Here is a 19,182-nt window from a genome sequence, read left to right as displayed (position 1 = left end):
TCCTCCATGAATAAGCGCCAGTTGCTCCAGTCCTTCCTCGCCGCCTCGGCCCTCTGCTTGGGCCTGGGCACCGCGCATGCGCAAACGCCGATCAAGTTCCAACTCGACTGGCGCTTCGAAGGCCCGGCCGCCCTGTTCCTGCATCCCGCCGCCAAGGGCTACTTCAAGGGCGCCGGCCTGGATGTCGCCATCGATGCGGGCAACGGGTCGGGCGGCACTGTCACGCGCGTGGCCTCGGGCGCCTACGACATGGGCTTTGCCGACATGGCCGCGCTGATGGAATTCCACGCCAACAATCCCGACAGTCCGAACAAGCCGGTCGCGGTGATGATGGTCTACAACAACACACCGGCCTCGGTCATGGCGCTCAAGAAGAGCGGCATCACCAAGCCTGCCGACCTCACCGGCAAGAAGCTCGGCGCACCGGTGTTCGACGCCGGCCGCCGCGCATTCCCGATCTTCGCCAAGGCCAATGGCGTGGGCGCGGTCAGCTGGACCGCCATGGACCCGACCCTGCGCGAGACCATGCTGATGCGCGGCGACATCGATGCCATCACGGGCTTCACCTTCACCTCGCTGTTGAATCTGGAGGCGCGCGGCGCGAAGGCCTCCGACGTGGTCGTACTGCCCTACCCGGACTACGGCGTCAAGCTGTACGGCAACGTGATCATCGCGTCGCCCAAGCTCATCAAGGAGAACCCGGCCGCAGTCAAGGCGTTCCTGACCGCATTTGCCAAAGGCGCTGCCGAGGTGATCTCAAACCCGGCCGTGGCCATTGAATCGGTCAAGGCGCGCGACGGCATCATCGACAGCAAGCTGGAGACGCGCCGCCTGCAGTTGGCCATCGACACCGTCATCAACAGCCCCGACGCGCGTGCCGAAGGCTTCGGCGCCATCAACCCGGGCCGCCTGTCGCTGATGGCCTCGCAGGTGTCGGACGCCTTCAACACCAAGACGCGCGTGAGCGCCGACGCGGTGTGGAACGGCACGCTGCTGCCACCGGCTGCGCAGCTGAACATCCTGCACAAGTGATGGCAACGGCACCTGCCACCGGGGGCGCCAACGCGCCTTTCGTCGACTTCCAGGACGTCTGGCTCGCCTATAACGAGCAGTTGCTGCGCGAGAACCACTTCGCGGTCGAGGCCATCGACCTCAAGGTCAAGCGTGGCGAATTCATTGCCATCGTCGGCCCTTCGGGCTGCGGCAAGTCGACCTTCATGAAGCTCACGACGGGCCTGAGAATGCCGTCGATGGGCAAGATCCGCATCGACGGCCAACCGGTGACCGGTCCGCTCAAGATTTCCGGCATGGCCTTCCAGGCACCGTCGTTGCTGCCCTGGCGCACCACGGTCGACAATGTGCTGCTCCCGCTGGAGATCGTCGAACCCTACCGCTCGACCTTCAAGGCCAAGCGCAAGGAATACGTCGAGCGCGCCCGCCGACTGCTGCAGAAGGTCGGCCTGGCCGGCTACGAGGACAAGTTCCCGTGGCAGCTCTCGGGCGGCATGCAGCAGCGCGCGAGCATCTGCCGCGCGCTGATCCACGAGCCCAAGATGCTGCTGCTCGACGAACCCTTCGGCGCACTCGATGCGTTCACGCGCGAAGAGCTCTGGTGCATCCTGCGCGACCTCTGGACCGAGCAGCAGTTCAACGTGATCCTGGTCACCCACGATCTGCGCGAATCGGTCTTCCTGGCCGACACGGTGTACGTGATGAGCAAGAGCCCGGGGCGCTTCGTGGTCCGGCGCGAGATCGAACTGCCGCGCCCGCGCGACCTGGAAGTGACCTACACCAAGGAGTTCACCGACATCGTGCTGGAACTGCGCGGGCACATCGGTGCCATCCGAAACACCGGCATCAGCGCAGCACAGACCGCTGCCGCAACCTCCGCGACATGATGAAGAACACCAAGCAAATCGAACGCTGGTCGCCCTGGCTGCTGCTGGTGGCGGTGATCGTGCTGTGGCAGATCGTCTGCTCGGCCTTCGAAGTCTCCGATTTCATCTTCCCGAGCCCCTGGCGCATCTGGACGCAGTTCTGGGAGTTCAAGCTCATCATCGCGGGCCATGCCTGGCGCACCTTCTGGGTGACGATGGTCGGCTTCGGCATGGCCATCGTGGTGGGCGTGCTGCTGGGCTTCGTCATCGGCAGTTCGCGCCTGGCCTACGCGGCGATGTACCCGCTCATGACGGCCTTCAACGCGCTGCCCAAGGCCGCCTTCGTGCCGATCCTGGTGGTGTGGTTCGGCATCGGCGCCGGCCCGGCCATCCTGACGGCGTTCCTCATCAGCTTCTTCCCGATCATGGTGAACATCGCGACAGGCCTGGCCACGCTCGAGCCCGAGCTGGAAGACGTGCTGCGCGTGCTGGGCGCCAAGCGCTGGGACGTGCTGGTGAAGATCGGCCTGCCACGCTCGATGCCCTACTTCTACGCATCGCTGAAGGTGGCGATCACGCTGGCCTTCGTCGGCACCACGGTGTCCGAGATGACGGCGGCCAACGAGGGCATCGGCTACCTGCTGATCTCGGCAGGTTCGTCCATGCAAATGGGCCTGGCCTTCGCCGGCCTGATGGTCGTCGGGGCGATGGCGATGCTGATGTATGAGCTCTTCAGCGCGATCGAGAAGCACACCACGGGCTGGGCCCACCGCGGCTCACAAAATGATTAGCTCGCCCCCTGCCGGGGGTAACACCAGCGGCCCGGCAAGACCGGTTCCGCGGTGTTTGGCGAGAAGGCAGGAACATCCATGACGCCCGCACAGACAGTGGTCGCACTGCGGCGCGCCAACCAGGTGGCGCTGCGCGCGATGGCAATGGGCCGGCATCCGTTCGGCGCGCTGCTGGTGGCACCCGACGGCGACACGGTGCTGGCCGAACAGGGCAACATCGATACGGTGAACCATGCCGAATCGACGCTGGCGCGAACGGCTGCAGCCAACTATCCAGGCGCCTACCTGGCGCAGTGCACGCTGGTCACCACCTTCGAGCCTTGCGCCATGTGCGCGGGCACGGTGTACTGGGCAGGCATCGGCCGCGTGGTGTATGGCGCGGAAGAATCTGCACTGCTGGCGCTGACGGGGGACCATCCGGAGAACCCGACGCTGAGCCTGCCCTGCCGCACGGTGCTGGCGAGTGGGCAACGTCCGACGGAGGTGATCGGCCCGGTGCCGGCGCTGGAGGCCGAAATCACCGCGCCCCATCGGAGCTTCTGGAAGCGCTGAACCGGGTCTTCAGCGCGCGGCGTCGAGCTCCGCGCGGGTCGGCAGGCCGTCGGAGTCGCCGGGAAACTGCACCACGCGTGCACCGATCGCATTGCCGCGCGCCGCGGCACCCGTCAGCGTCAGGCCTTCGAGCAAGCCGCTGACCACGCCCACTGCAAAGCCGTCACCCGCACCCACCGTGTCCACCACGCGCGAGACCGGCAGACCCGCCGCGATGCCGGACGCGCCGCCTTGCTCCGCAAAGAACGCTCCCTCGGGCCCGAGCTTGACCACCACCTGCCGCGCACCTTGCGACAGGTAGAAATCCGCCACGGCTTCAGGCGTGGTGTGCCCCGTGAGCAACTCGCCTTCGGAAAGACCGGGCAGCACCAGGTCGCTGAGCGCCGCCAGCGCGTTGATGCAGTCGACCATCGCCTCGCGCGACGGCCAGAGGCGCGGGCGCAGGTTGGGGTCGAAGGAGATGGTGGCGCCAGCGGCCCGCGCCTGCCGCGCCAGATGGAATGCCAGTTCGCGCGTGGCGGGCGACAGCGCCGGCGTGATGCCAGTCAGATGCAGGTGGCGCGCAGGAAAGCCGCCCGCCGGCGCATCGGCGATCGACAGGTGGCTGGCGGCCGAGCCCTTGCGGAAGTATTCGATCTGCGGGTCGCGGCCATCGTCGGCGCGCGTCTTCATCATGAAGCCGGTCGAGTGCGCCGCATCGATGGCCACGTGGCGCTCGTCGATGCCTTCACGGGCCAACTCGCCCTGCAGGAAGCGACCGAACGAATCGGCGCCCAGGCGCGTGATGTAGCCCGTGCGCAAGCCGAGCCGGGCCAGGCCGGTGGCCACGTTCAGCTCCGCGCCCGCGGCCACGCGCCGGTAGTCCGACACCGCATGCAGTTCGCCGGGCGACGTGGCCATGAAGAGCGCCATGGGCTCGCCGACGGTGAGCACGTCCAGCACGGGCGCAGGGGCCTCGAAGGTCGTGGCGGGTTGCATCACATCACCGCGCCGAGTTGCCACGGCAGGAACTCGTTGTCGCCCAGGCCGTTGTCCTCGCTGCGGCTGCGCTCACCAGAGGCCGTGGCGATCATCAGCCGGAACAGCGCTTCGCCGGCTTCGGCGATGCTCTGCCGCCCGTCGACGATGCCGCCGCAGTCGAAGTCCATGTCGAGCGACATGCGCTCGAACATCGGCGTGTTGGTCGCCAGCTTGAGCGAGGGCGTGGGCTTGCAGCCGTAGGTGGAGCCGCGGCCCGTGGTGAAGCAGATGAGGTTGGCGCCGCCGGCCACCTGGCCGGTGGCCGAGACCGGGTCGTAGCCCGGCGTATCCATGAACACCAGACCCTGCGTGCGCACGGGCTCGGCGTATTCGACGACATCCATGAGACCGGTCGAGCCCGCCTTGGCCACGGCACCCAGCGATTTCTCCAGGATGGTGGTAATGCCGCCGGCCTTATTGCCGGGCGACGGGTTGTTGTTCAGGTCGCCACCGTGCAGCGCCGCATAACGCTCCCACCAGCGCAGGCGCTCCAGCAGCTTGTCGGCCACCGCGGGCGTGGCTGCACGGTGCGTCAGCAGGTGCTCGGCGCCGTAGATCTCGGGCGTTTCCGACAGGATGGCGGTGCCGCCATGGCGCACCAGCAGGTCGACCGCCGCACCCAGTGCCGGGTTGGCGCTGATGCCCGAATAGCCGTCGGACCCGCCGCATTGCAGGCCCAGCGCAAGGTGGCGAAGCGGCACCGGCGAGCGCCGCGCCTGGTCGGCCTGGGCGAGCATGTCCTGCACCAGCAGCTTGCCCTGGGCAATGGTTTCGCGCGTGCCGCCCTCGTCCTGGATGGTCAGGGTGGCGAACATGCCGGGGCTGCGCGCGGTCAGCGTCTCCACCAGCGGCGCGATCTGGTTGACCTCGCAACCCAGGCCGATGACCAGCACGCCTGCGAAATTGGGATGGTTGGCATAGCCGCGCAGCGTGCGCTGCAGCAGCGCCAGCCCTTCACCGTTGCCGCCCATGCCGCAGCCGCTGCCATGCGTGATGGCGACCACGCCGTCCACGTTCGGAAAGGCCGCCAGCGCCTCGCCCCTGAAGGCGTCGGCGATGTGGCGGCAGACCGTGGCCGAGCAGTTCACGCTGGAGATCACGCCCACGTAGTTGCGCGTGGCGACGCGGCCATCGGCACGTACGTAGCCATCGAAGGTGAGCGCGTCGGCCTGCATGGAGGTGGCACGGTAGCCGGCACCGGCCGCATGCGCGTGGCTCGGCTCGGCCATGCCGACGTTGTGCACGTGCACGTGGTCGCCCGGCGCAATGTCGGCCGTGGCAACGCCGATGCTCTGCCCATACTTCAGCACCATGCTGCCCCGGGCGATGGGCACCAGCGCAAGCTTGTGGCCCGAGGCGATCGGATCGCGCAACACCACCTCGTGGGTGCCCACGACGACGCGCGTACCGGCCTCCAGCGCATGGCGCGCGACGGCCACGTTGTCGGCGGCGCCGAGTTGCAGGGCGGGGGGAGTGGTCGGCGTGTCGGTCGTCATCGAAGCAAGGGCAAGGGTCAGGTATCAGTGAACAGGCGCGGCCGAGGCCAGGGCCGCCTGCAGACGTGGCTGCTGCAACTGCGGCGCACGCTCGGCCGCAAGCGCCACGATCGGGCCGAAGCGGCGCTGCTTTTTCTGCACATGGTTCTGCGCAATGTCGGCGATGCGATGGTCGAGAAACGGGTTCTCGAAGCGCTCGCGCACGTCGACCAGGTAGGCGTCGGCCTGCGCGCGCGCCGACGCGCCCAGCGCATCGAACACAGGCAGGATTTCTTCGGTCCACAGGGCCTCGAGCCCGCTGCGAAGGTCGGCGTCGGCCATGGCCTGGCGCACAGTCTCGTCGGCCGAGCGGCCGTCCTGCAGCCAGCGTTCGGCCAGGTAGGTGTGGCCTGCGTTCAGCAAAAAGAGCTTCAGGCGCTCGTAGAACGCGAGGTAGTCGGTCAGCACGATCGCCGGGTGCGTGCAAGGCAACTGCAGGCGCGGCTGCCGCTCGATCACCCACACGGCATAGGGTTCCGCCACGGCGCCCACGGGCTCGATGGCTTCGGACACGATGCGGTCGACCAGCGAGTTGGCCCAGACGCAGTGGGCACCCAACCAGTCCATGAAAGCGGGCGCGAGCTGCCAGCGGGCAGCCAGGCCGGCGACCACATCGCGCAGCACATCGCCGTTGCGCTCGATCAGCTCGCAGGGCAGCAGCGTGAGGGGGGCGGCCGGCGCGTGTTGCCAGCGCCCGTGCAGCAGCACCAGCAGCTTGGCCGGAAAGCTGTGCGGCGGCGGATGGCCGGCCTTCAATGCGTCGGCGCTGTCGCGCGTGTCGAGCAGGTAGCCCTTGTCGGCCGTGTTGGAGACGATCACGCGCACGTCGCGCACCACGGCGTCGCGCAGTTGCGGCCAATGGGTCGAGGCCTGCCAGGCTTCGCGCACCGACGTGCACTGCACGGCGCGGTCCACGCGCTGGCCACCGGCCAGCCCGCGGATGCGCACGGGATAGCCACCGCCCTGCGCCAGCGCGGCAATGCGTGCCGCACCATCAGGCCGGTCGGTGGTCTGCACCACCGTGATGCCGCCCAGTGCGTCGCCCGCGCCCCCCTCGCCCGCCAGGGCCTCGGAGACGAACAGGTCCACGTGCGCCTGCAGGAAGCGGCTGGTGCCGAATTGAAGGATGGGTTGGGCCATGGCGCGTTCAGACTTCCACGATGGCCTTCACCACGCCGCGCGACGGGTCCAGCAGCTGCGCAAAGTCGGCGGGCACGTCCGCCAGCGCCATGCGGTGGGTGTTGAGTGCAGCGGTCGGCACCTGGCCGGCGCGCATCGCGGCTAGCACCGTCTCGAAGTCTTCGGTGGTCGCGTTGCGGCTGCCCAGCAGGGTGGTCTCGCGCTTGTGGAATTCCGGGTCGGAGAAGGTGATGGTGTCGCGCACCACCGAGATCAGTACGTACTTGCCGCCGTGCGCCACGAACGCGAAGCCGCGTTCGATGGCCTTGGCGTTGCCGGTGGCGTCGAAGACCTGGTCGAAGAATTCGCCCTGCGTGACGGCCGACAGCTTCGCCTCGTCGCCCTCGCCCAGTGTGACGGCATGGGCCACACCCAGCTCCCGCTGGCAGAAGTCCACGCGGTCTTGCCGGCCGTCGATGGCCGTGACCTGTGCGCCGCGCAGGCGCGCGAAGATCATGGCGGCCATGCCGATCGGGCCCGCGCCCACCACCAGCACACGCTGGCCGGGCTGCACGTCGCCGCGTCGCACGGCGTGTGCACCAATGGCGAGGAACTCGATCATCGCGGCCTGGTCAAGCGTGGCGCCGTCGGCCTTGTGCACGAAAGCTTCGGGCAGCGACAGATATTCGGTGAAGGCGCCGTCGCGATGCACGCCCAGCACCTGGATGTTCACGCAACAGTTGGTCTTGCCCTGGCGGCAGGCAACGCAAGTGCCGCAGGAGATGTAGGGCATGACGTAGACGGTGTCGCCCGCCGCCAGCCGACCGCCCGGCACGCCCTCTTCCACCACGCCCGACAGTTCGTGCCCCATGACGCGCGGGTACTGCAGGAAGGGCTGGTTGCCCGTGAAGATGTGAAGGTCGGTGCCGCAGACGCCAACGCGCTTGACGCGCAACAGCACTTCGCCGTCGCCGCGTACGGGGCGTTCGCGTTGCTCGGCGCGCAGGGTGCCGGGGGTTTCACAGATCACGGTCAGCATGGTGGTTCCAGGGGTGGGTGCGAAGGAGATGAAAGAGCGGCAGGGCAGTGGCTTACTGGCCGCCGTGGTACTTCTTGTAGATGACGGCGAGCTTGCCGTTGGCCGTGTTCTTGGCGACCCAGTCGTTGATCCAGGCCTTGAGTTCGGGCTCGTTCTTGCGCAGGCCGATGCCCAGCGGCACGGTCTGCATCACGAACTTCTGCTCGAGGTCCTTCTGCGGCGACTTGGCCAGCACGGTGCTCACGATGGCCGGCGAGGTGGCGATGATGTCGGCCTGGCCGCTCACGGCCGCGGTTACCAGCGTGGCGTCGTCGTCGTAGCGCACGATCTGCGCGTCCTTGGCACCGGTGGTCACGACTTTGTCGTTGTTGGAGCCGCGCGTGGTGGCCACGCGCTTGCCCTTGAGGTCCTCGAAGCTCTTGATCGACGCGCCCTTGGGACCGGCGACCACCGCAAGGATCTGCGCGTACGGCACCGAGAAGTCGATGACCTTCTCGCGCTCGGGCGTGACCGACAGCGAGGCCACCACGATGTCGGCCTTGCCGGTCTGCAGGAACGGGATGCGGTTGGGGCTGGTGGTCTGCACGATCTCGATGGCCACGCCCAGGTCCTGCGCCAGCAGGTGCGCGGTTTCCACGTCGGAGCCCACCGGCTTCATGGCGTCGTCGACGAAGCCGTAGGGTGGCGAGCCGGTGTCCAGCGCGATGCGGATTTTCTTCGCCTCGCGGATGTCCTTGAGCAGGTCGGCATGGGCGGTGCCGGCGCCGAAGGCCAGCAGGGCGGCCGAGGCGACCAGGCTGCGGATCAGAAGGGAACGCTTGCTGTGCATGGAATGTCTCCGTTGTGAATTCAAGAAAAGGAGGCGGGCTCAGAGCCCGTTGCCGACGAAATCGCGCAGCTCGGTCGTGGCCGGCGCGTCGAGGATGGAAGCCGGGCCGTGCTCCCACACGCGCCCCTTGTGCATGAAGATGACCTCGTCGGCCACCTTGCGGGCAAAGGCCATTTCGTGGGTGACCAGGATCATGGTCATGCCATCGGCCGCCAGCTTTTCCATCACGCGCAGCACCTCGCCGGTGAGCTGCGGGTCGAGCGCCGAAGTGACCTCATCGAACAGCATCAACTGCGGCTGCATGGCGAGCGACCGTGCGATGGCCACGCGCTGCTGCTGGCCGCCCGAGAGCTGCGAGGGGTAGCAGTCGGCCTTCTCGGCCAGCCCGACCTGGTTGAGCACGGCCAGCGCGCGCTCTCGGGCCTCGCCCTTGGCAACCTTCTGCACCAGGCGTGGCGCCAGCATGATGTTCTCCTGCACGGTCAGGTGCGGGAACAGGTTGTAGCTCTGGAACACGATGCCCACGTCGCGGCGCAGCTGGTGCAGGTCCAGCCCGGGCGCCGTTACCTCGTGGCCGCACACGCGGATGCGGCCCTGGTCGACGGTCTCCAGCCGGTCGATGCAACGCAGCGCCGTGCTCTTGCCCGAGCCGCTCTGGCCGATGATGGCCACGACCGCCCCTTTCTTCACCGTGAACGACACGCCCTCGAGCACGCGGGTGGTGCCGAAGCACTTGGAGATGTTCTCGATCTCAACGATGGGCGACATGGAAGCTCCTCTCAAGGCGGCGGCTCAGCACCGACAGCGGGTAACACAGGGCGAAGTACAAGGCCGCCACGATCACGAAGATGACGAACGGCTCGAAGGTCGAGTTGTTGATGATCTGGCCCGCGCGAGCCAATTCCACGAAGCCGATCGCCGAGGCGAGCGACGTGTTCTTCACGATCTGCACCATGAAGCCCACGGTGGGCGGCGTGGCGATCTTCACGGCCTGCGGCAGGATCACGTTCCACACGCGCTGGTGCCAACGCAGGGCCAGGCACTCGGCCGCTTCGGCCTGCGTGCGCGGCACCGATTCGATGCAGCCACGCCAGATCTCACCCAGATACGCCGACACGTAGATCGACAGCGCCAGGGCCGCCGCGGTGAGCGGCGCGACGTTCAGCCCCAGCGAGGGCAGGCCGAAGTACGCCAGCGGCAGCAGTACCAGCAGCGGCGTGCCCTGGATCAGCTTGATGTAGACCGACACGGCCAGGCGCGACCAGCGCGGCCCGTAAGAACTGCCCAGCGCCACGGCAAAGCCGAGCAGCCCGCCGCCGGCAAAGGCCAGCAGCGACAGCCCGACCGTCCACAGCAGGCCGTTGAACAGGAATTGAAAATGTGCAGCGTTGAGGAAACCCATGATGTGCATCTCCTCGGTTTACAGGGGCGTGCCCAGGCGGCGACGGCGCGGGAAGGCGACCATGGCCACCGCCCACAACACGCCGCGCATGACGAGCGACATCGCCAGGTAGGCCACCGCCACGATGAGGTAGGTCTCGACCGAGCGGAAGGTGTCCGACTGAATGCGGTTGGCCACCGCCGTCAATTCTTCGGCCGAGATCTGCGAGCAGATCGACGAGGCCAGCATCAGCAGCACGTACTGGCTCGACAGCGCCGGGAACACGCGCTCGATGGCTGGTGGCAGCACCACATGGCGCAGCATCTGCCAGCGCGACAGGCCCATGCATTCGGCCGCTTCCAGCTGGCTCTTGGGGATCGATTCGATGCCCGCGCGCACGATCTCGCTGGTGTAGGCACCCACGTTGACCACCAATGCCACCGTGGCCGCGGTGAAGGCGCCGACCTGCAGACCCATGGACGACAGGCCGAAGTAAACGATGAATACCTGTACCAGCAGCGGCGTGTTGCGCACCACCTCGATGTAGACGCCGGCCAGCCGCGCCAGCCACCGGGTGTTGCCGGTGTTGGCCAGCGCGCAGAACACGCCGAGCAGGAAGCCGAAGAAGGTCGATGCCAGCGACAGGGTCAGCGTGGTCCACGCGCCCGCCAGCAGGTCAGGCCAGTAGGCCAGCGGCGCGGAGAAGTCGAAGGAGTAATTCACGGTGGAGGCCTGGTGCAGGAGGGTGCATGGCCCTCGTTCTTTGGTAAGGCCAATTGAACCGCAAACTGCAAATTGGCCTTACCGGGTAAACCCCGATTTGGAGAATAACGACGAGAAAAGAGCAAAACTGGCGAGCGACGACGCCAGAATGCACGCAAACTCCGTAATTGGTCTAACCACATTGACTGACCAATCTGAGCCCTGCCCATGAACGACCTCGCTAAATCGCTCGAACCGCGCCGCCTCTACCAGCAGATCGCCGACAAGGTGCGCCTGCTGATCCAGCAGGGCAACTACAAGGACGGCCACAGGCTGCCGCCCGAGCGCGACCTCGCACAGCAGCTCGGCGTGTCACGCCCGTCGCTGCGCGAGGCGCTGATCGCGCTCGAAATCGAGGGCAGCGTCGAGATCCGGATGGGGTCGGGCGTGTACGTGTGCAACCGCACGCTGCGACGCTCACCCCTGCCGCCGTCGATGGGCGAAAGTCCGGCCGAGCTGATGCAGGCCCGCGGTGCGCTCGAAGGCGCCGTCATCGTGCTGGCCTGCGCGCATGCGACACCCGAGGGGCTGGCCCGCGTGCAGGAGAGCGTCGAGGCCATGCGGGCGGACATCGTGGCCGGGCGCGACGTGCTCGAGCACGACCGGGAGTTCCATGTGCGCATCGCCGAGCTGACGGGCAATTCCATCCTCGTGAGCCTGGTGGGCACCCTGTTCGACGAGCGGCGCGGGCCACTGGCCAGCCACATGCGCGAACGCCTTGAAGGCCGGCCGACCTGGAACGAGGCACTGGCCGAGCACGAGCAGATCCTGCGCTGCCTCCACCAGCGTGACCCCCTGCTCGCAGAGTCGGCCATGCGCTCGCACATCCGCGCCGCGGCCGATCGCTGGGTCATGCCCTGAGGACCGCGGCCCCCTCCGACGGCGCGGGGTTGGCATGGCCATTGGCATGAAAGCTGCAGCTCTGGCAACGGAGTAGAAGCGTTCACCGTTTCGCAGCGCGACGTGCCCGGGGCTGGTGCACGGCCTGCAGTCGACGGCCGGAAATTGCTCCTGATGCAGCGTTCGCGCTGCGTCCAGGTTGTTCTTGCCGCCCTCGTTCTACGGAGTCATTCATGCAACGTCGTTCCCTGCTGCGCGCCGCCGGCGCCAGCGCCCTCGCCGCCGCCACCCCTTTCGTTCGGGCCCAGGGCTCGCTCCAGAAATTCAAGTTCAATCTTGGCTGGAAGGTCGAGGCCACCGCCGCCGGCTTCCTGCTCGCGCAGCAACGCGGCTACTACAGGGACGCCGGGCTCGACGTCGCCATCGACACGGGCAATGGCTCGGCAGCGGCGATCAGCCTGGTGGGCAGCGGCGCCTACGACTGCGCCTCGGCCGACCTCGCGACCATGGTCGAGTTCAACGTCAACAATCCTGCGGCTGGCCTGCGCGCGGTGGCCATCCAGTACGACCTGAATCCGAACGCGATCCTGGTGCGCAAGAACGGTCCCATCAAGGCCCCGGCGGACCTGGCCGGCAAGTCGATCCTGGGCCAGCCGTTCAACGCCTCGCGCAAGCTCTTCCCGGCCTTTGCCAAGGCCCAGGGCTTCGACCCGGCAAGCGTGAAGTGGGAGAACGTCGCGCCCGACATCGGCGACACGCGCTTCGTCAAGGGCGACTTCGACGCCGCGGCCTACTTCTTTTTCACCGGCCTGCTCAACCTCAAGTCGCGCGGCATGGGACCCGAGCAGATCACCGTGTTCCGTTTCTCCGACCTCGGCATGAAGTCGTACGGCAACGGCCTGGTGGCCAGCGGCAAGAGCATGCAGGAGCAACCCGAGGCGATGAAGGCCTTCGTGAAGGCCACGACGCGCGGCTGGATCGAAGCCATGGCCGACGTGAAGGCCGGCGCCGCCGCGGTGAAGGCGCGCGAGCCGCTTGCCAGCGAAGAGATCGAATTCGAACGGTTGAAGCTGGTGGTCGACGGCGCCATGCACACGCCCGAGACACGCGCCAACGGCTGGGGCGCCGCCACGCCCGCGCGCCTGCAGGCCACCATCGACGAGACCGTCGGCGCCTTTGGCCTGAAGAGCAGCCCCGCGGTGGCCGACATCTGGACCGACCGCTTCCTGCCCACGGCCGCAGACCGCAAGCTCAAGGCCTGAGGCCGAGGTCAGCGCCATGTCGCCTTCCAGGCCCGCGGCCCCGGCCGCCGCAGACGCCACCGCCCTACCCATCCCGGTGCTCGACCTCGAAGGCGCGCTTGTGCCGAACGGTCCACGCAGCGCCGAGGTCGCTCGGCAGCTGCGCGCCGCGGCGATGTCATCGGGCTTCTTCTACGTGCGCAACCATGCCGTCGACGCCGAGCTCGTGGCACGGCAGTTCGCCCTCGCCCGCACGCTGCTGGACCTGCCTGCCGCCACGCGCGAGGCGTTGTCGATGCGGCATTCTCCGACGATGCGCGGCTTTGAAAACCTCGGTGAGCAGACGCTCGACGCGGCGGCACGCCCCGACCTGAAGGAAAGCTTCTACTGCGGCATGGCGTACCCGCCGGACCACCCGTATGTGCAGGCCGGTTACCAGACCTACGGCCACAACCAGTGGCCGGCCGAACTGCCCGCGGCACCCGCGCAGTGCGAGCGCTACATCCGCACGATGCTGGCGCTGTCGCAGCGGCTCATGCAGTTGATGGCGCTGTCGCTGGGCCTGTCGGAACACTACTTCGACCACACGGCCGAGAGCCCGATGGTGACGCTGCGCATGGTGCGCTACCCGGCCCATCCCACAGGCGCGGACGAGCGCACGTTCGGTGCCGGCGCGCACACCGACTGGGGTGCGCTCACCATCCTTGCACAGGACGCGCACGGCGGACTGGAGGTCTGCATGCCCGATGGTTCCTGGGTCGCGGCCACGCCGGTGCCCGGCTGTTTCGTCGTGAACCTGGGCGACATGATTCCACGCTGGACCAATGGCCTGTACCACTCCAACCCGCACCGCGTGCGCAATCTGCATTCGGGCGGCGCGCCGCGCTACTCGATCCCCTTCTTCTACGAGCCTGACTATCTCGCGCGCATCGAGCCCGTGCCCGGCACCGTGCCCGCCGGGGAAACCCCGCGCCATGCGGCCTGCACGGCAGGCGAACACCTGAGCGAGATGTACCGCAAGACCTATGGGCTGAAAGCCGCAGCGGCCGCCGCATGAAGCTCTGGTTCAACCTGCTGTGCGAAGACATCGAAGCGCAGATGCAGTTCTACCGGGCGCTCCTCGGATGGCCCGAGGCCGAGGCGATCCGCTCGCCCATCTACCGCGCGCTCCGGCACGAGGGCGTCGAATTCGGCTTCAACGCGCAGCCGGCCTACGCCTTGCTGAACCTGGCCAACCGCATGCCGGACGCGGCCACGCAGCCGCCGCCCGTCACGGGCTTCGCGACCTTCATGCTCGACACGCCGGCCGCCGTCGACGCCGCGACGGCACGGGTGTCGGCGCTGGGCGGGCGCATCGTCAAGGCACCCTACGCCACCTACTACGGCCAGTGGCAGGCTGTGCTGTGCGATCCGGAGCAACAGGTGTTCCGGCTCAGCGCGCATCAAGCACCGCCGTAGCGTTCGGTCCGGATGGCACTCGCGGGCACGCCCGCGTCGAGCAGCCCGCCGGCCACGGCTTCGACGAAGCGGTTGGCGCCGCAGACGTACACGTGCTGGGGCGCCTGGCGCCAGCGCTGCAGGCACTGGCGCAGCAGTGCACCGTCCAGACGCTGGTTGAAGTGACCGGGCCGCGCAGTCGCTTCCCGCGTGGTGGTGGCGACGAAGGCGAACTGCGTTTCGCGCGCCTGCAAGGCCAGCAGTTCGTCGCGGAAGGCCAGGTCGTCCCAGCGTCGCGCCGACGCGATCAGCAGCAGCGGGACGCTGGCCGCATGCCGCGCCCAGTCGCGCACCATCGCCATCAGCGGTGCAATGCCCGAGCCGCCGGCGACCAGCAGCAACGGCCCGCTGCCTTCGGGTCGCCAGATGAAGTGGCCGCCCAGCGGCCCGCGCACGTCGAGCAGGTCACCCGGGCGCAGCACGTCGTGCACGAAGGGCGAGACCTCGCCGTCGTCGATTCGCTCGACCAGCAGCTCGATGTCGGCCGCATCGGGCGCAGAAGCGATCGAATAGCTGCGACTGGCCTCGTAGCCGTCAGGCGCGCTCAGGCGCACCACCAGGTGCTGGCCCGCGACGGACCGCGCCACCGGTGCCCGCAGGAACACGCTCAGGCTGCGCGGCGTGGCGCGTTCGATGCGCAACACGGTGGCTTCATGCCAGGGCGATGGCACGACGGCCATCAGGGGTCGTCCGAGTAGCGCTGCTGGCGCCAGGGGTCGCCGCGCATGTGATAGCCGCGCAGCTCCCAGAAGCCGGCCTCGTCGCGCGCGGTGAAGCGCAGGCCCTTGACCCACTTGGCGCTCTTCCAGAAGTACAGGTGCGGCACCAGAAGCCGCGCCGGCCCGCCATGCTCGGCGGTGAGCGGCTCGCCACCGAAGCGGGTCGCAACCATGCCGCGGCCGCCCGTGAGATCGGCCACCTGCACGTTGGTGTCGTAGTCGTCCAGCGACAGCGCCAGCAGGTAGGCCGTGGGCGCCTCGACGCCCGCGGCGGCCAGCAGGTCGTCGAAGCTCACGCCCTCCCAGGTGGTGTCGAACTTCGACCAGGTCGTCACGCAGTGGATGTCGCCTTGCCAGGTGGTGCGCGGCAGCGCGTCGAACTCGGCCCAGCTCCAGCTGGCCAGCGGGCGCGGCCCGTGGCTCAGCGTGAAGCGCCAGGCGGCCAGGTCGATGCGCGGCGCAGGCCCCTTGGAGAGCACAGGAAAGTCGTCGGTCTCGAACTGGCCGGGCGGCAGCCGGGGAGCCTTGAGCGAAGACGGCCGTCTGCCTGTGAATCCGCGGGTGGTGACCATGGGTGCTCCTGGTGGGAAGCGCCCATCGTAGTGCGTTGTGGCGTCACGCGCCCGCGTCAGGCCGCCTGGGCCAGCGCAATGACCTTCATGCCGCGATACACCTCCGGCTCGCCGTGGCGCGCGAGCAGCTGCATCAGGTGCTTGCGGATCAACATGCCAGGCTTGTCGGACTCCATGGAATATTCCACGCCACGGCGGCGCGTGTCGACAAGCGCGTCGGGGTCGGTCGACTCCAGGATGTCCTTGTCCTCGCGCGTGATCTCCTCGTCGAAGTCGATCAGCATCTGCGCCTTGCATTGCGCCTCGGTGTCATTGCGAAACAGCCACTGGCACAGCTGCATGCGGCCGTCGTCGATGGGCGTGAAGCAGTTGATGATGATGTGGCGGATGCCCGACGGGTACTCGATGTCCAGGCGGCGCGAGAACGGCAGGAAGTAGGCGTTGCGCATGTGGCGCGTCGTGATGGGCTCCGTCACGCCGCTGATCGCGTGGAATTTCTCGGGGTTGACCGCTTCGATCACCGTTTCGGCGTAGAAGCCGTTCTCGTTTTCCACCAGGTTGTACTTGCTTGGCTTGGGGCTGGCGGCCACACCGAAGGTGGCGCGGTGCACGAAGCTGAAGTGCGAGTTGTCGAAGGAATTTTCCAGCGCGCGCATCGGGCTGGTCTGCCATTCCTCGTAGAACTGGTGGATTGTGCGGTAGGCCGGGTCGGTGAATTCCGGGATCTCCGGAATGTCGGCAATCGGGTCTTCCAGCGCGACCCAGGCATAGCCGTAGCGCGCGGTGCAGTGGTAGGCCGCAGTCTTGTAGTCGGGAGAAATCTTGCGGTCGGCCTCGTACTGCGGGATGCGCACCACCTGGCCGCTGCGGTCGTAGGTCCAGCCGTGGTAGCCACACTGAATGGCGCCCTGCCCGCAGGCCTGGCCTTCGGCGTCGACGCACCAGCCCTTCGACAGCTTGGCGGTGCGGTGGCAGCAGCGGTCACGCAGCGCGGCGGGCTGGCCGTCTGCATCGAGGAAAAGCACGATGTCCTCGCCGAGCAGCTTGAAGGGCCGGGGGCCGTCGGCCAGCGCGGTCAGCGGAATGACGGCGTGCCAGAACTTGCGGAAAACGGGTTGTTGGGTGACGAGCATGCATCGACTCCTTGGGTTGCGTGTGGGGAACGAACTTCAAAGAGCAATTTCCGACCCGACTGCCGACGCCATCCGGGCTGAACGCTTCTACTCTGCGCGAAATGCCTTGCAAATCGCGAGCCCGATTGTCTCGCAATCGGAGACGAAATGCACGCTTGGCTTACGCTCGCGGCATGACAGCCACCGACGCCGCCGACCGCGACCGCCTGCGCAGGCACTTTCTCCTGGCCTTGGGCGGCGGTGCCACCAGCCTGCTGCTGGCCGCCTGCGGCAGCGCACCGCCGCGCGCACGTTCGACCGCCCATGCGCCGCGACCCGTGTTCTATCCGACGCTCACGCAGGAACAGTCCAGCGACATCGCGATCCACGCGCTCGGCCTGGTCGGCACGCCCTACCGCTACGGCGGCAACACGCCCGAAGGCGGCTTCGACTGCAGCGGGCTGATCGGCTATGTGTACCGCACCCGCGCAGGGCTGGTGCCGCCGCGCACCGTGTCGCAGTTGAGCGACTTCGGCCAACCGGTCGGCGTGGACGAACTGCGCACGGGCGACCTAGTGCTTTTCGGCGCAGGGCGGCCCACCCATGCCGGCATCTATGTGGGCGAGGGTCGCTTCGTGCATGCCCCTTCCACGGGCGGCGAGGTGCGGCTCGACCGTCTGGCCGGCCCCTACTGGTCGCGCCAGACACTGGCGGTTCGCCGGCCCTGATTCGCCAGCCCTGAAATACACCGCGTCCTGTGGCTGGCACGCGTCGTGCATCGCTCGTCGTGTGCCGTCCCGAGCAACCGAAGGCGCGTTCAGCCACGAACGCACAATGACCCCATGCGCCCCAGCCCAACCCCACACCTTCCCGACGTCACCGAGCTCGACGAGCGCGACGGCCGTTACCTGCGCAAGGCGATCATCTGGTCGCATGCGTCCGGCCGGCGCGGCAACCGGCCTTTCGGCGCGATCATCGTCACCGCCGACAACGAAATCATTGCCGAGGGCTACTGCAATTCGACCGAAACCGGCGACTGCACCGGCCATGCCGAGGTCAACGCCATCCGCGCGCTGGCCGACAGGCGCGTGCCGCGCGACGTCCTTGCCAGCGCCACGCTGTATTCATCGGCCGAGCCCTGCGTGATGTGCGCAGGCGCGATCTTCTGGTCGAACATCGGCCGCGTGGTCTTCGGCATCGACGCCGAGCGACTGCGTGCCTTCCGCGGCGAACGCCAGGACCAGCGCGACGCCGAACTGTCGTGCCGCGACGTGTTCCGTGCCTCGCCGCACCCGATCGAATGCATCGGACCGGCGTTGGTCGACGAGGCGAGCGCGGCGCACGAGGGTGTCTGGAAGGCCTGACGGCTCCTTAAACTCCACCCATGCCCTGGCACGCCCGACTCGACCTCGACTACACCCACGACCATCCGCGCAGCGTCGCTCGCTTTCGCCACGACGGCCCGCTGCGCATCCTGCAGAGCCTCTACCCCGAAGGCGACGCGATCTGCCACAACGTGCTGGTGCACCCGCCGGGGGGCCTGGTCGGCGGTGACACGCTGGACATCGCCATCACGGCCACTGCCGGCAGCCACGGCCTGGTCACCACGCCGGGCGCCTCGCGCTTCTACCGGTCCGACGGCGAGCTCGCGCTGCAACGCACGCGCATCCGGCTCGACGCCGGCGCACGGCTCGAATGGCTGCCGCTGGAGGCGATCTGCTACAGCGGCTGCCGTGCCGAGAACCGCATCACGCTCGACGTGGCACCCGGGGCCGAGCTGATGGGCTGGGACGTGACGGCGCTGGGCCTGCCGAACGCCGGCAAACCCTTCGAACGCGGCAGCCTGCTGCAGCACATCGAGGTGCCCGGCGTCTGGCTGGAACGCGGACGCATCGACGCGACCGACCACCGGTTGCTGCGGAGCCCCATCGGCCTGGCTGGCCATTGCTGCATCGCGTCGCTGTTTTTCGTTTCAGGCACGCCGATGCCACGCGCGCAACGCGACGCACTGCTCGACATCGCGCGCGGGTTGGCCGACGTGCACACGCTGGCTGGCAGCGCGGGCGCGACCAGCCCGCATGGCGAAATCGTCGTGCTGCGCGTGCTCGCACCGGTGGTGGAGCCGGCCATGCAGCTGCTGCGCCAGGTCTGGCAGGCCTGGCGCGCCGCCCGCTGGAACCTGCCTGCGAGTTCGCCGCGCATCTGGTCGATGTAGGACATCGCGCATACCGGGGTGACGGGGTGCGGCAACGTGCTGTGAGGGCATCGAAATCGCGCTAAGGTCTGAGGGTTTTCC

General features: G+C 67.9%; 22 protein-coding genes. 11 read left to right on the top strand and 11 right to left on the bottom strand.

Annotated elements, in window-relative coordinates:
• The first annotated feature begins 6 nt into the window (after nt 1–6).
• The 4 genes from J2W36_RS01235 (at nt 7) to J2W36_RS01220 (ending at nt 3,220) form a co-directional block, all read left to right on the top strand.
• Complete coding sequence (locus J2W36_RS01235) at nt 7–1,032, top strand: ABC transporter substrate-binding protein (protein WP_307687836.1); 1,026 nt, start codon at nt 7–9, stop codon at nt 1,030–1,032.
• Nucleotides 1,032–1,898, top strand: coding sequence for an ABC transporter ATP-binding protein (locus tag J2W36_RS01230; RefSeq protein ID WP_307687835.1), 867 nt, complete (start codon nt 1,032–1,034; stop codon nt 1,896–1,898). Before J2W36_RS01235 ends, J2W36_RS01230 begins: the two co-directional genes overlap by 1 nt.
• Nucleotides 1,898–2,668, top strand: coding sequence for an ABC transporter permease (locus tag J2W36_RS01225; RefSeq protein ID WP_307688021.1), 771 nt, complete (start codon nt 1,898–1,900; stop codon nt 2,666–2,668). Before J2W36_RS01230 ends, J2W36_RS01225 begins: the two co-directional genes overlap by 1 nt.
• Before the next feature lie 78 nt (nt 2,669–2,746).
• Nucleotides 2,747–3,220, top strand: a complete 474-nt coding sequence (locus J2W36_RS01220) for a nucleoside deaminase (protein ID WP_307687834.1) — start codon at nt 2,747–2,749, stop codon at nt 3,218–3,220.
• A 9-nt stretch (nt 3,221–3,229) separates the two neighbouring features.
• Here J2W36_RS01220 and J2W36_RS01215 read toward each other — a convergent pair whose 3' ends face one another.
• Genes J2W36_RS01215 through J2W36_RS01180 form a run of 8 tightly spaced genes read right to left on the bottom strand, consistent with a single transcriptional unit; the run spans nt 3,230 to nt 10,866 of the window.
• A complete protein-coding gene (locus J2W36_RS01215) occupies nt 3,230–4,198 on the bottom strand; it encodes a sugar kinase (RefSeq protein WP_307687833.1) in 969 nt (322 codons plus the stop codon).
• The gene (locus tag J2W36_RS01210) at nt 4,198–5,736 is read right to left on the bottom strand and encodes a UxaA family hydrolase (RefSeq protein WP_307687832.1); all 1,539 of its coding nucleotides are present in this window, start codon (nt 5,734–5,736) and stop codon (nt 4,198–4,200) included. Before J2W36_RS01210 ends, J2W36_RS01215 begins: the two co-directional genes overlap by 1 nt.
• A 24-nt stretch (nt 5,737–5,760) precedes the next feature.
• A complete protein-coding gene (locus tag J2W36_RS01205) occupies nt 5,761–6,915 on the bottom strand; it encodes a mannitol dehydrogenase family protein (protein ID WP_307687831.1) in 1,155 nt (384 codons plus the stop codon).
• A gap of 7 nt (nt 6,916–6,922) precedes the next feature.
• A complete protein-coding gene (locus tag J2W36_RS01200) occupies nt 6,923–7,933 on the bottom strand; it encodes a zinc-binding alcohol dehydrogenase family protein (protein ID WP_307687830.1) in 1,011 nt (336 codons plus the stop codon).
• A 52-nt stretch (nt 7,934–7,985) separates the two neighbouring features.
• Nucleotides 7,986–8,762 (bottom strand): transporter substrate-binding domain-containing protein, encoded by a 777-nt coding sequence (locus J2W36_RS01195; RefSeq protein WP_307687829.1) that lies wholly within the window; start codon nt 8,760–8,762, stop codon nt 7,986–7,988.
• Between the two features lie 39 nt (nt 8,763–8,801).
• A complete protein-coding gene (locus tag J2W36_RS01190) occupies nt 8,802–9,530 on the bottom strand; it encodes an amino acid ABC transporter ATP-binding protein (protein ID WP_307687828.1) in 729 nt (242 codons plus the stop codon).
• A complete protein-coding gene (locus J2W36_RS01185; RefSeq protein ID WP_307687827.1) occupies nt 9,514–10,164 on the bottom strand; it encodes an amino acid ABC transporter permease in 651 nt (216 codons plus the stop codon). The genes J2W36_RS01190 and J2W36_RS01185 overlap by 17 nt, the downstream gene beginning before the upstream one ends.
• Before the next feature lie 18 nt (nt 10,165–10,182).
• Nucleotides 10,183–10,866, bottom strand: coding sequence for an amino acid ABC transporter permease (locus J2W36_RS01180; protein WP_307687826.1), 684 nt, complete (start codon nt 10,864–10,866; stop codon nt 10,183–10,185).
• Nucleotides 10,867–11,073: 207 nt separating this feature from the next.
• Here J2W36_RS01180 and J2W36_RS01175 point away from each other — a divergent pair, with 207 nt between their 5' ends.
• The 4 genes from J2W36_RS01175 to J2W36_RS01160 all read left to right on the top strand — a co-directional run bounded on the left by J2W36_RS01175 (nt 11,074) and on the right by J2W36_RS01160 (nt 14,444).
• Nucleotides 11,074–11,766 (top strand): FadR/GntR family transcriptional regulator, encoded by a 693-nt coding sequence (locus J2W36_RS01175; RefSeq protein ID WP_307687825.1) that lies wholly within the window; start codon nt 11,074–11,076, stop codon nt 11,764–11,766.
• Between the two features lie 212 nt (nt 11,767–11,978).
• The gene (locus tag J2W36_RS01170) at nt 11,979–13,007 is read left to right on the top strand and encodes an ABC transporter substrate-binding protein (RefSeq protein ID WP_307687824.1); all 1,029 of its coding nucleotides are present in this window, start codon (nt 11,979–11,981) and stop codon (nt 13,005–13,007) included.
• Nucleotides 13,008–13,023: 16 nt separating this feature from the next.
• A complete protein-coding gene (locus J2W36_RS01165) occupies nt 13,024–14,043 on the top strand; it encodes an isopenicillin N synthase family dioxygenase (protein WP_307687823.1) in 1,020 nt (339 codons plus the stop codon).
• On the top strand, nt 14,040–14,444 hold the full coding sequence (locus J2W36_RS01160) for a VOC family protein (RefSeq protein ID WP_307687822.1): 405 nt from the start codon (nt 14,040–14,042) through the stop codon (nt 14,442–14,444). The genes J2W36_RS01165 and J2W36_RS01160 overlap by 4 nt, the downstream gene beginning before the upstream one ends.
• Here J2W36_RS01160 and J2W36_RS01155 read toward each other — a convergent pair.
• From J2W36_RS01155 to J2W36_RS01145, 3 genes are read right to left on the bottom strand one after another with little or no spacing between them, the layout of a single operon-like run.
• Nucleotides 14,429–15,163 (bottom strand): FAD-binding oxidoreductase, encoded by a 735-nt coding sequence (locus J2W36_RS01155; RefSeq protein ID WP_307687821.1) that lies wholly within the window; start codon nt 15,161–15,163, stop codon nt 14,429–14,431. The genes J2W36_RS01160 and J2W36_RS01155 overlap by 16 nt on opposite strands.
• Nucleotides 15,163–15,774 carry a sulfite oxidase-like oxidoreductase gene (locus J2W36_RS01150; protein ID WP_307687820.1) on the bottom strand — a complete coding sequence of 204 codons (612 nt, stop codon included), beginning with the start codon at nt 15,772–15,774 and terminating at the stop codon, nt 15,163–15,165. The genes J2W36_RS01155 and J2W36_RS01150 overlap by 1 nt, the downstream gene beginning before the upstream one ends.
• Nucleotides 15,775–15,830: 56 nt before the next feature.
• On the bottom strand, nt 15,831–16,907 hold the full coding sequence (locus J2W36_RS01145; protein WP_307687818.1) for an aromatic ring-hydroxylating dioxygenase subunit alpha: 1,077 nt from the start codon (nt 16,905–16,907) through the stop codon (nt 15,831–15,833).
• A gap of 173 nt (nt 16,908–17,080) precedes the next feature.
• Here J2W36_RS01145 and J2W36_RS01140 point away from each other — a divergent pair, with 173 nt between their 5' ends.
• The 3 genes from J2W36_RS01140 (at nt 17,081) to J2W36_RS01130 (ending at nt 19,101) form a co-directional block, all read left to right on the top strand.
• Entirely contained in the window at nt 17,081–17,614 is a 534-nt protein-coding gene (locus J2W36_RS01140) for a C40 family peptidase (RefSeq protein WP_307687817.1), read from the top strand.
• Between the two features lie 114 nt (nt 17,615–17,728).
• The gene (locus J2W36_RS01135) at nt 17,729–18,250 is read left to right on the top strand and encodes a nucleoside deaminase (protein WP_307687816.1); all 522 of its coding nucleotides are present in this window, start codon (nt 17,729–17,731) and stop codon (nt 18,248–18,250) included.
• A 20-nt stretch (nt 18,251–18,270) separates the two neighbouring features.
• A complete protein-coding gene (locus J2W36_RS01130; RefSeq protein WP_307687815.1) occupies nt 18,271–19,101 on the top strand; it encodes an urease accessory protein UreD in 831 nt (276 codons plus the stop codon).
• Nucleotides 19,102–19,182 lie beyond the last annotated feature (81 nt).

Origin of the sequence: Variovorax ginsengisoli, from assembly GCF_030811835.1 — a bacterium.
Taxonomy (GTDB): Bacteria; Pseudomonadota; Gammaproteobacteria; order Burkholderiales; family Burkholderiaceae_C; genus Variovorax; species Variovorax ginsengisoli_C.
This window is presented reverse-complemented; position numbering and strand designations above follow the sequence as displayed.

Bases quoted from the DNA above. Each gene is read 5' to 3' on its own strand.
- J2W36_RS01205 (WP_307687831.1), bottom strand. From the start codon at position 6,915: ATGGCCCAACCCATCCTTCAATTCGGCACCAGCCGCTTCCTGCAGGCG.
- J2W36_RS01160 (WP_307687822.1), top strand. From the start codon at position 14,040: ATGAAGCTCTGGTTCAACCTGCTGTGCGAAGACATCGAAGCGCAGATG.
- J2W36_RS01165 (WP_307687823.1), top strand. From the start codon at position 13,024: ATGTCGCCTTCCAGGCCCGCGGCCCCGGCCGCCGCAGACGCCACCGCC.
- J2W36_RS01200 (WP_307687830.1), bottom strand. From the start codon at position 7,933: ATGCTGACCGTGATCTGTGAAACCCCCGGCACCCTGCGCGCCGAGCAA.
- J2W36_RS01195 (WP_307687829.1), bottom strand. From the start codon at position 8,762: ATGCACAGCAAGCGTTCCCTTCTGATCCGCAGCCTGGTCGCCTCGGCC.
- J2W36_RS01155 (WP_307687821.1), bottom strand. From the start codon at position 15,163: ATGGCCGTCGTGCCATCGCCCTGGCATGAAGCCACCGTGTTGCGCATC.
- J2W36_RS01130 (WP_307687815.1), top strand. From the start codon at position 18,271: ATGCCCTGGCACGCCCGACTCGACCTCGACTACACCCACGACCATCCG.
- J2W36_RS01150 (WP_307687820.1), bottom strand. From the start codon at position 15,774: ATGGTCACCACCCGCGGATTCACAGGCAGACGGCCGTCTTCGCTCAAG.
- J2W36_RS01185 (WP_307687827.1), bottom strand. From the start codon at position 10,164: ATGGGTTTCCTCAACGCTGCACATTTTCAATTCCTGTTCAACGGCCTG.
- J2W36_RS01225 (WP_307688021.1), top strand. From the start codon at position 1,898: ATGAAGAACACCAAGCAAATCGAACGCTGGTCGCCCTGGCTGCTGCTG.
- J2W36_RS01220 (WP_307687834.1), top strand. From the start codon at position 2,747: ATGACGCCCGCACAGACAGTGGTCGCACTGCGGCGCGCCAACCAGGTG.
- J2W36_RS01145 (WP_307687818.1), bottom strand. From the start codon at position 16,907: ATGCTCGTCACCCAACAACCCGTTTTCCGCAAGTTCTGGCACGCCGTC.
- J2W36_RS01170 (WP_307687824.1), top strand. From the start codon at position 11,979: ATGCAACGTCGTTCCCTGCTGCGCGCCGCCGGCGCCAGCGCCCTCGCC.
- J2W36_RS01210 (WP_307687832.1), bottom strand. From the start codon at position 5,736: ATGACGACCGACACGCCGACCACTCCCCCCGCCCTGCAACTCGGCGCC.
- J2W36_RS01235 (WP_307687836.1), top strand. From the start codon at position 7: ATGAATAAGCGCCAGTTGCTCCAGTCCTTCCTCGCCGCCTCGGCCCTC.
- J2W36_RS01140 (WP_307687817.1), top strand. From the start codon at position 17,081: ATGACAGCCACCGACGCCGCCGACCGCGACCGCCTGCGCAGGCACTTT.
- J2W36_RS01190 (WP_307687828.1), bottom strand. From the start codon at position 9,530: ATGTCGCCCATCGTTGAGATCGAGAACATCTCCAAGTGCTTCGGCACC.
- J2W36_RS01135 (WP_307687816.1), top strand. From the start codon at position 17,729: ATGCGCCCCAGCCCAACCCCACACCTTCCCGACGTCACCGAGCTCGAC.
- J2W36_RS01215 (WP_307687833.1), bottom strand. From the start codon at position 4,198: ATGCAACCCGCCACGACCTTCGAGGCCCCTGCGCCCGTGCTGGACGTG.
- J2W36_RS01175 (WP_307687825.1), top strand. From the start codon at position 11,074: ATGAACGACCTCGCTAAATCGCTCGAACCGCGCCGCCTCTACCAGCAG.
- J2W36_RS01230 (WP_307687835.1), top strand. From the start codon at position 1,032: ATGGCAACGGCACCTGCCACCGGGGGCGCCAACGCGCCTTTCGTCGAC.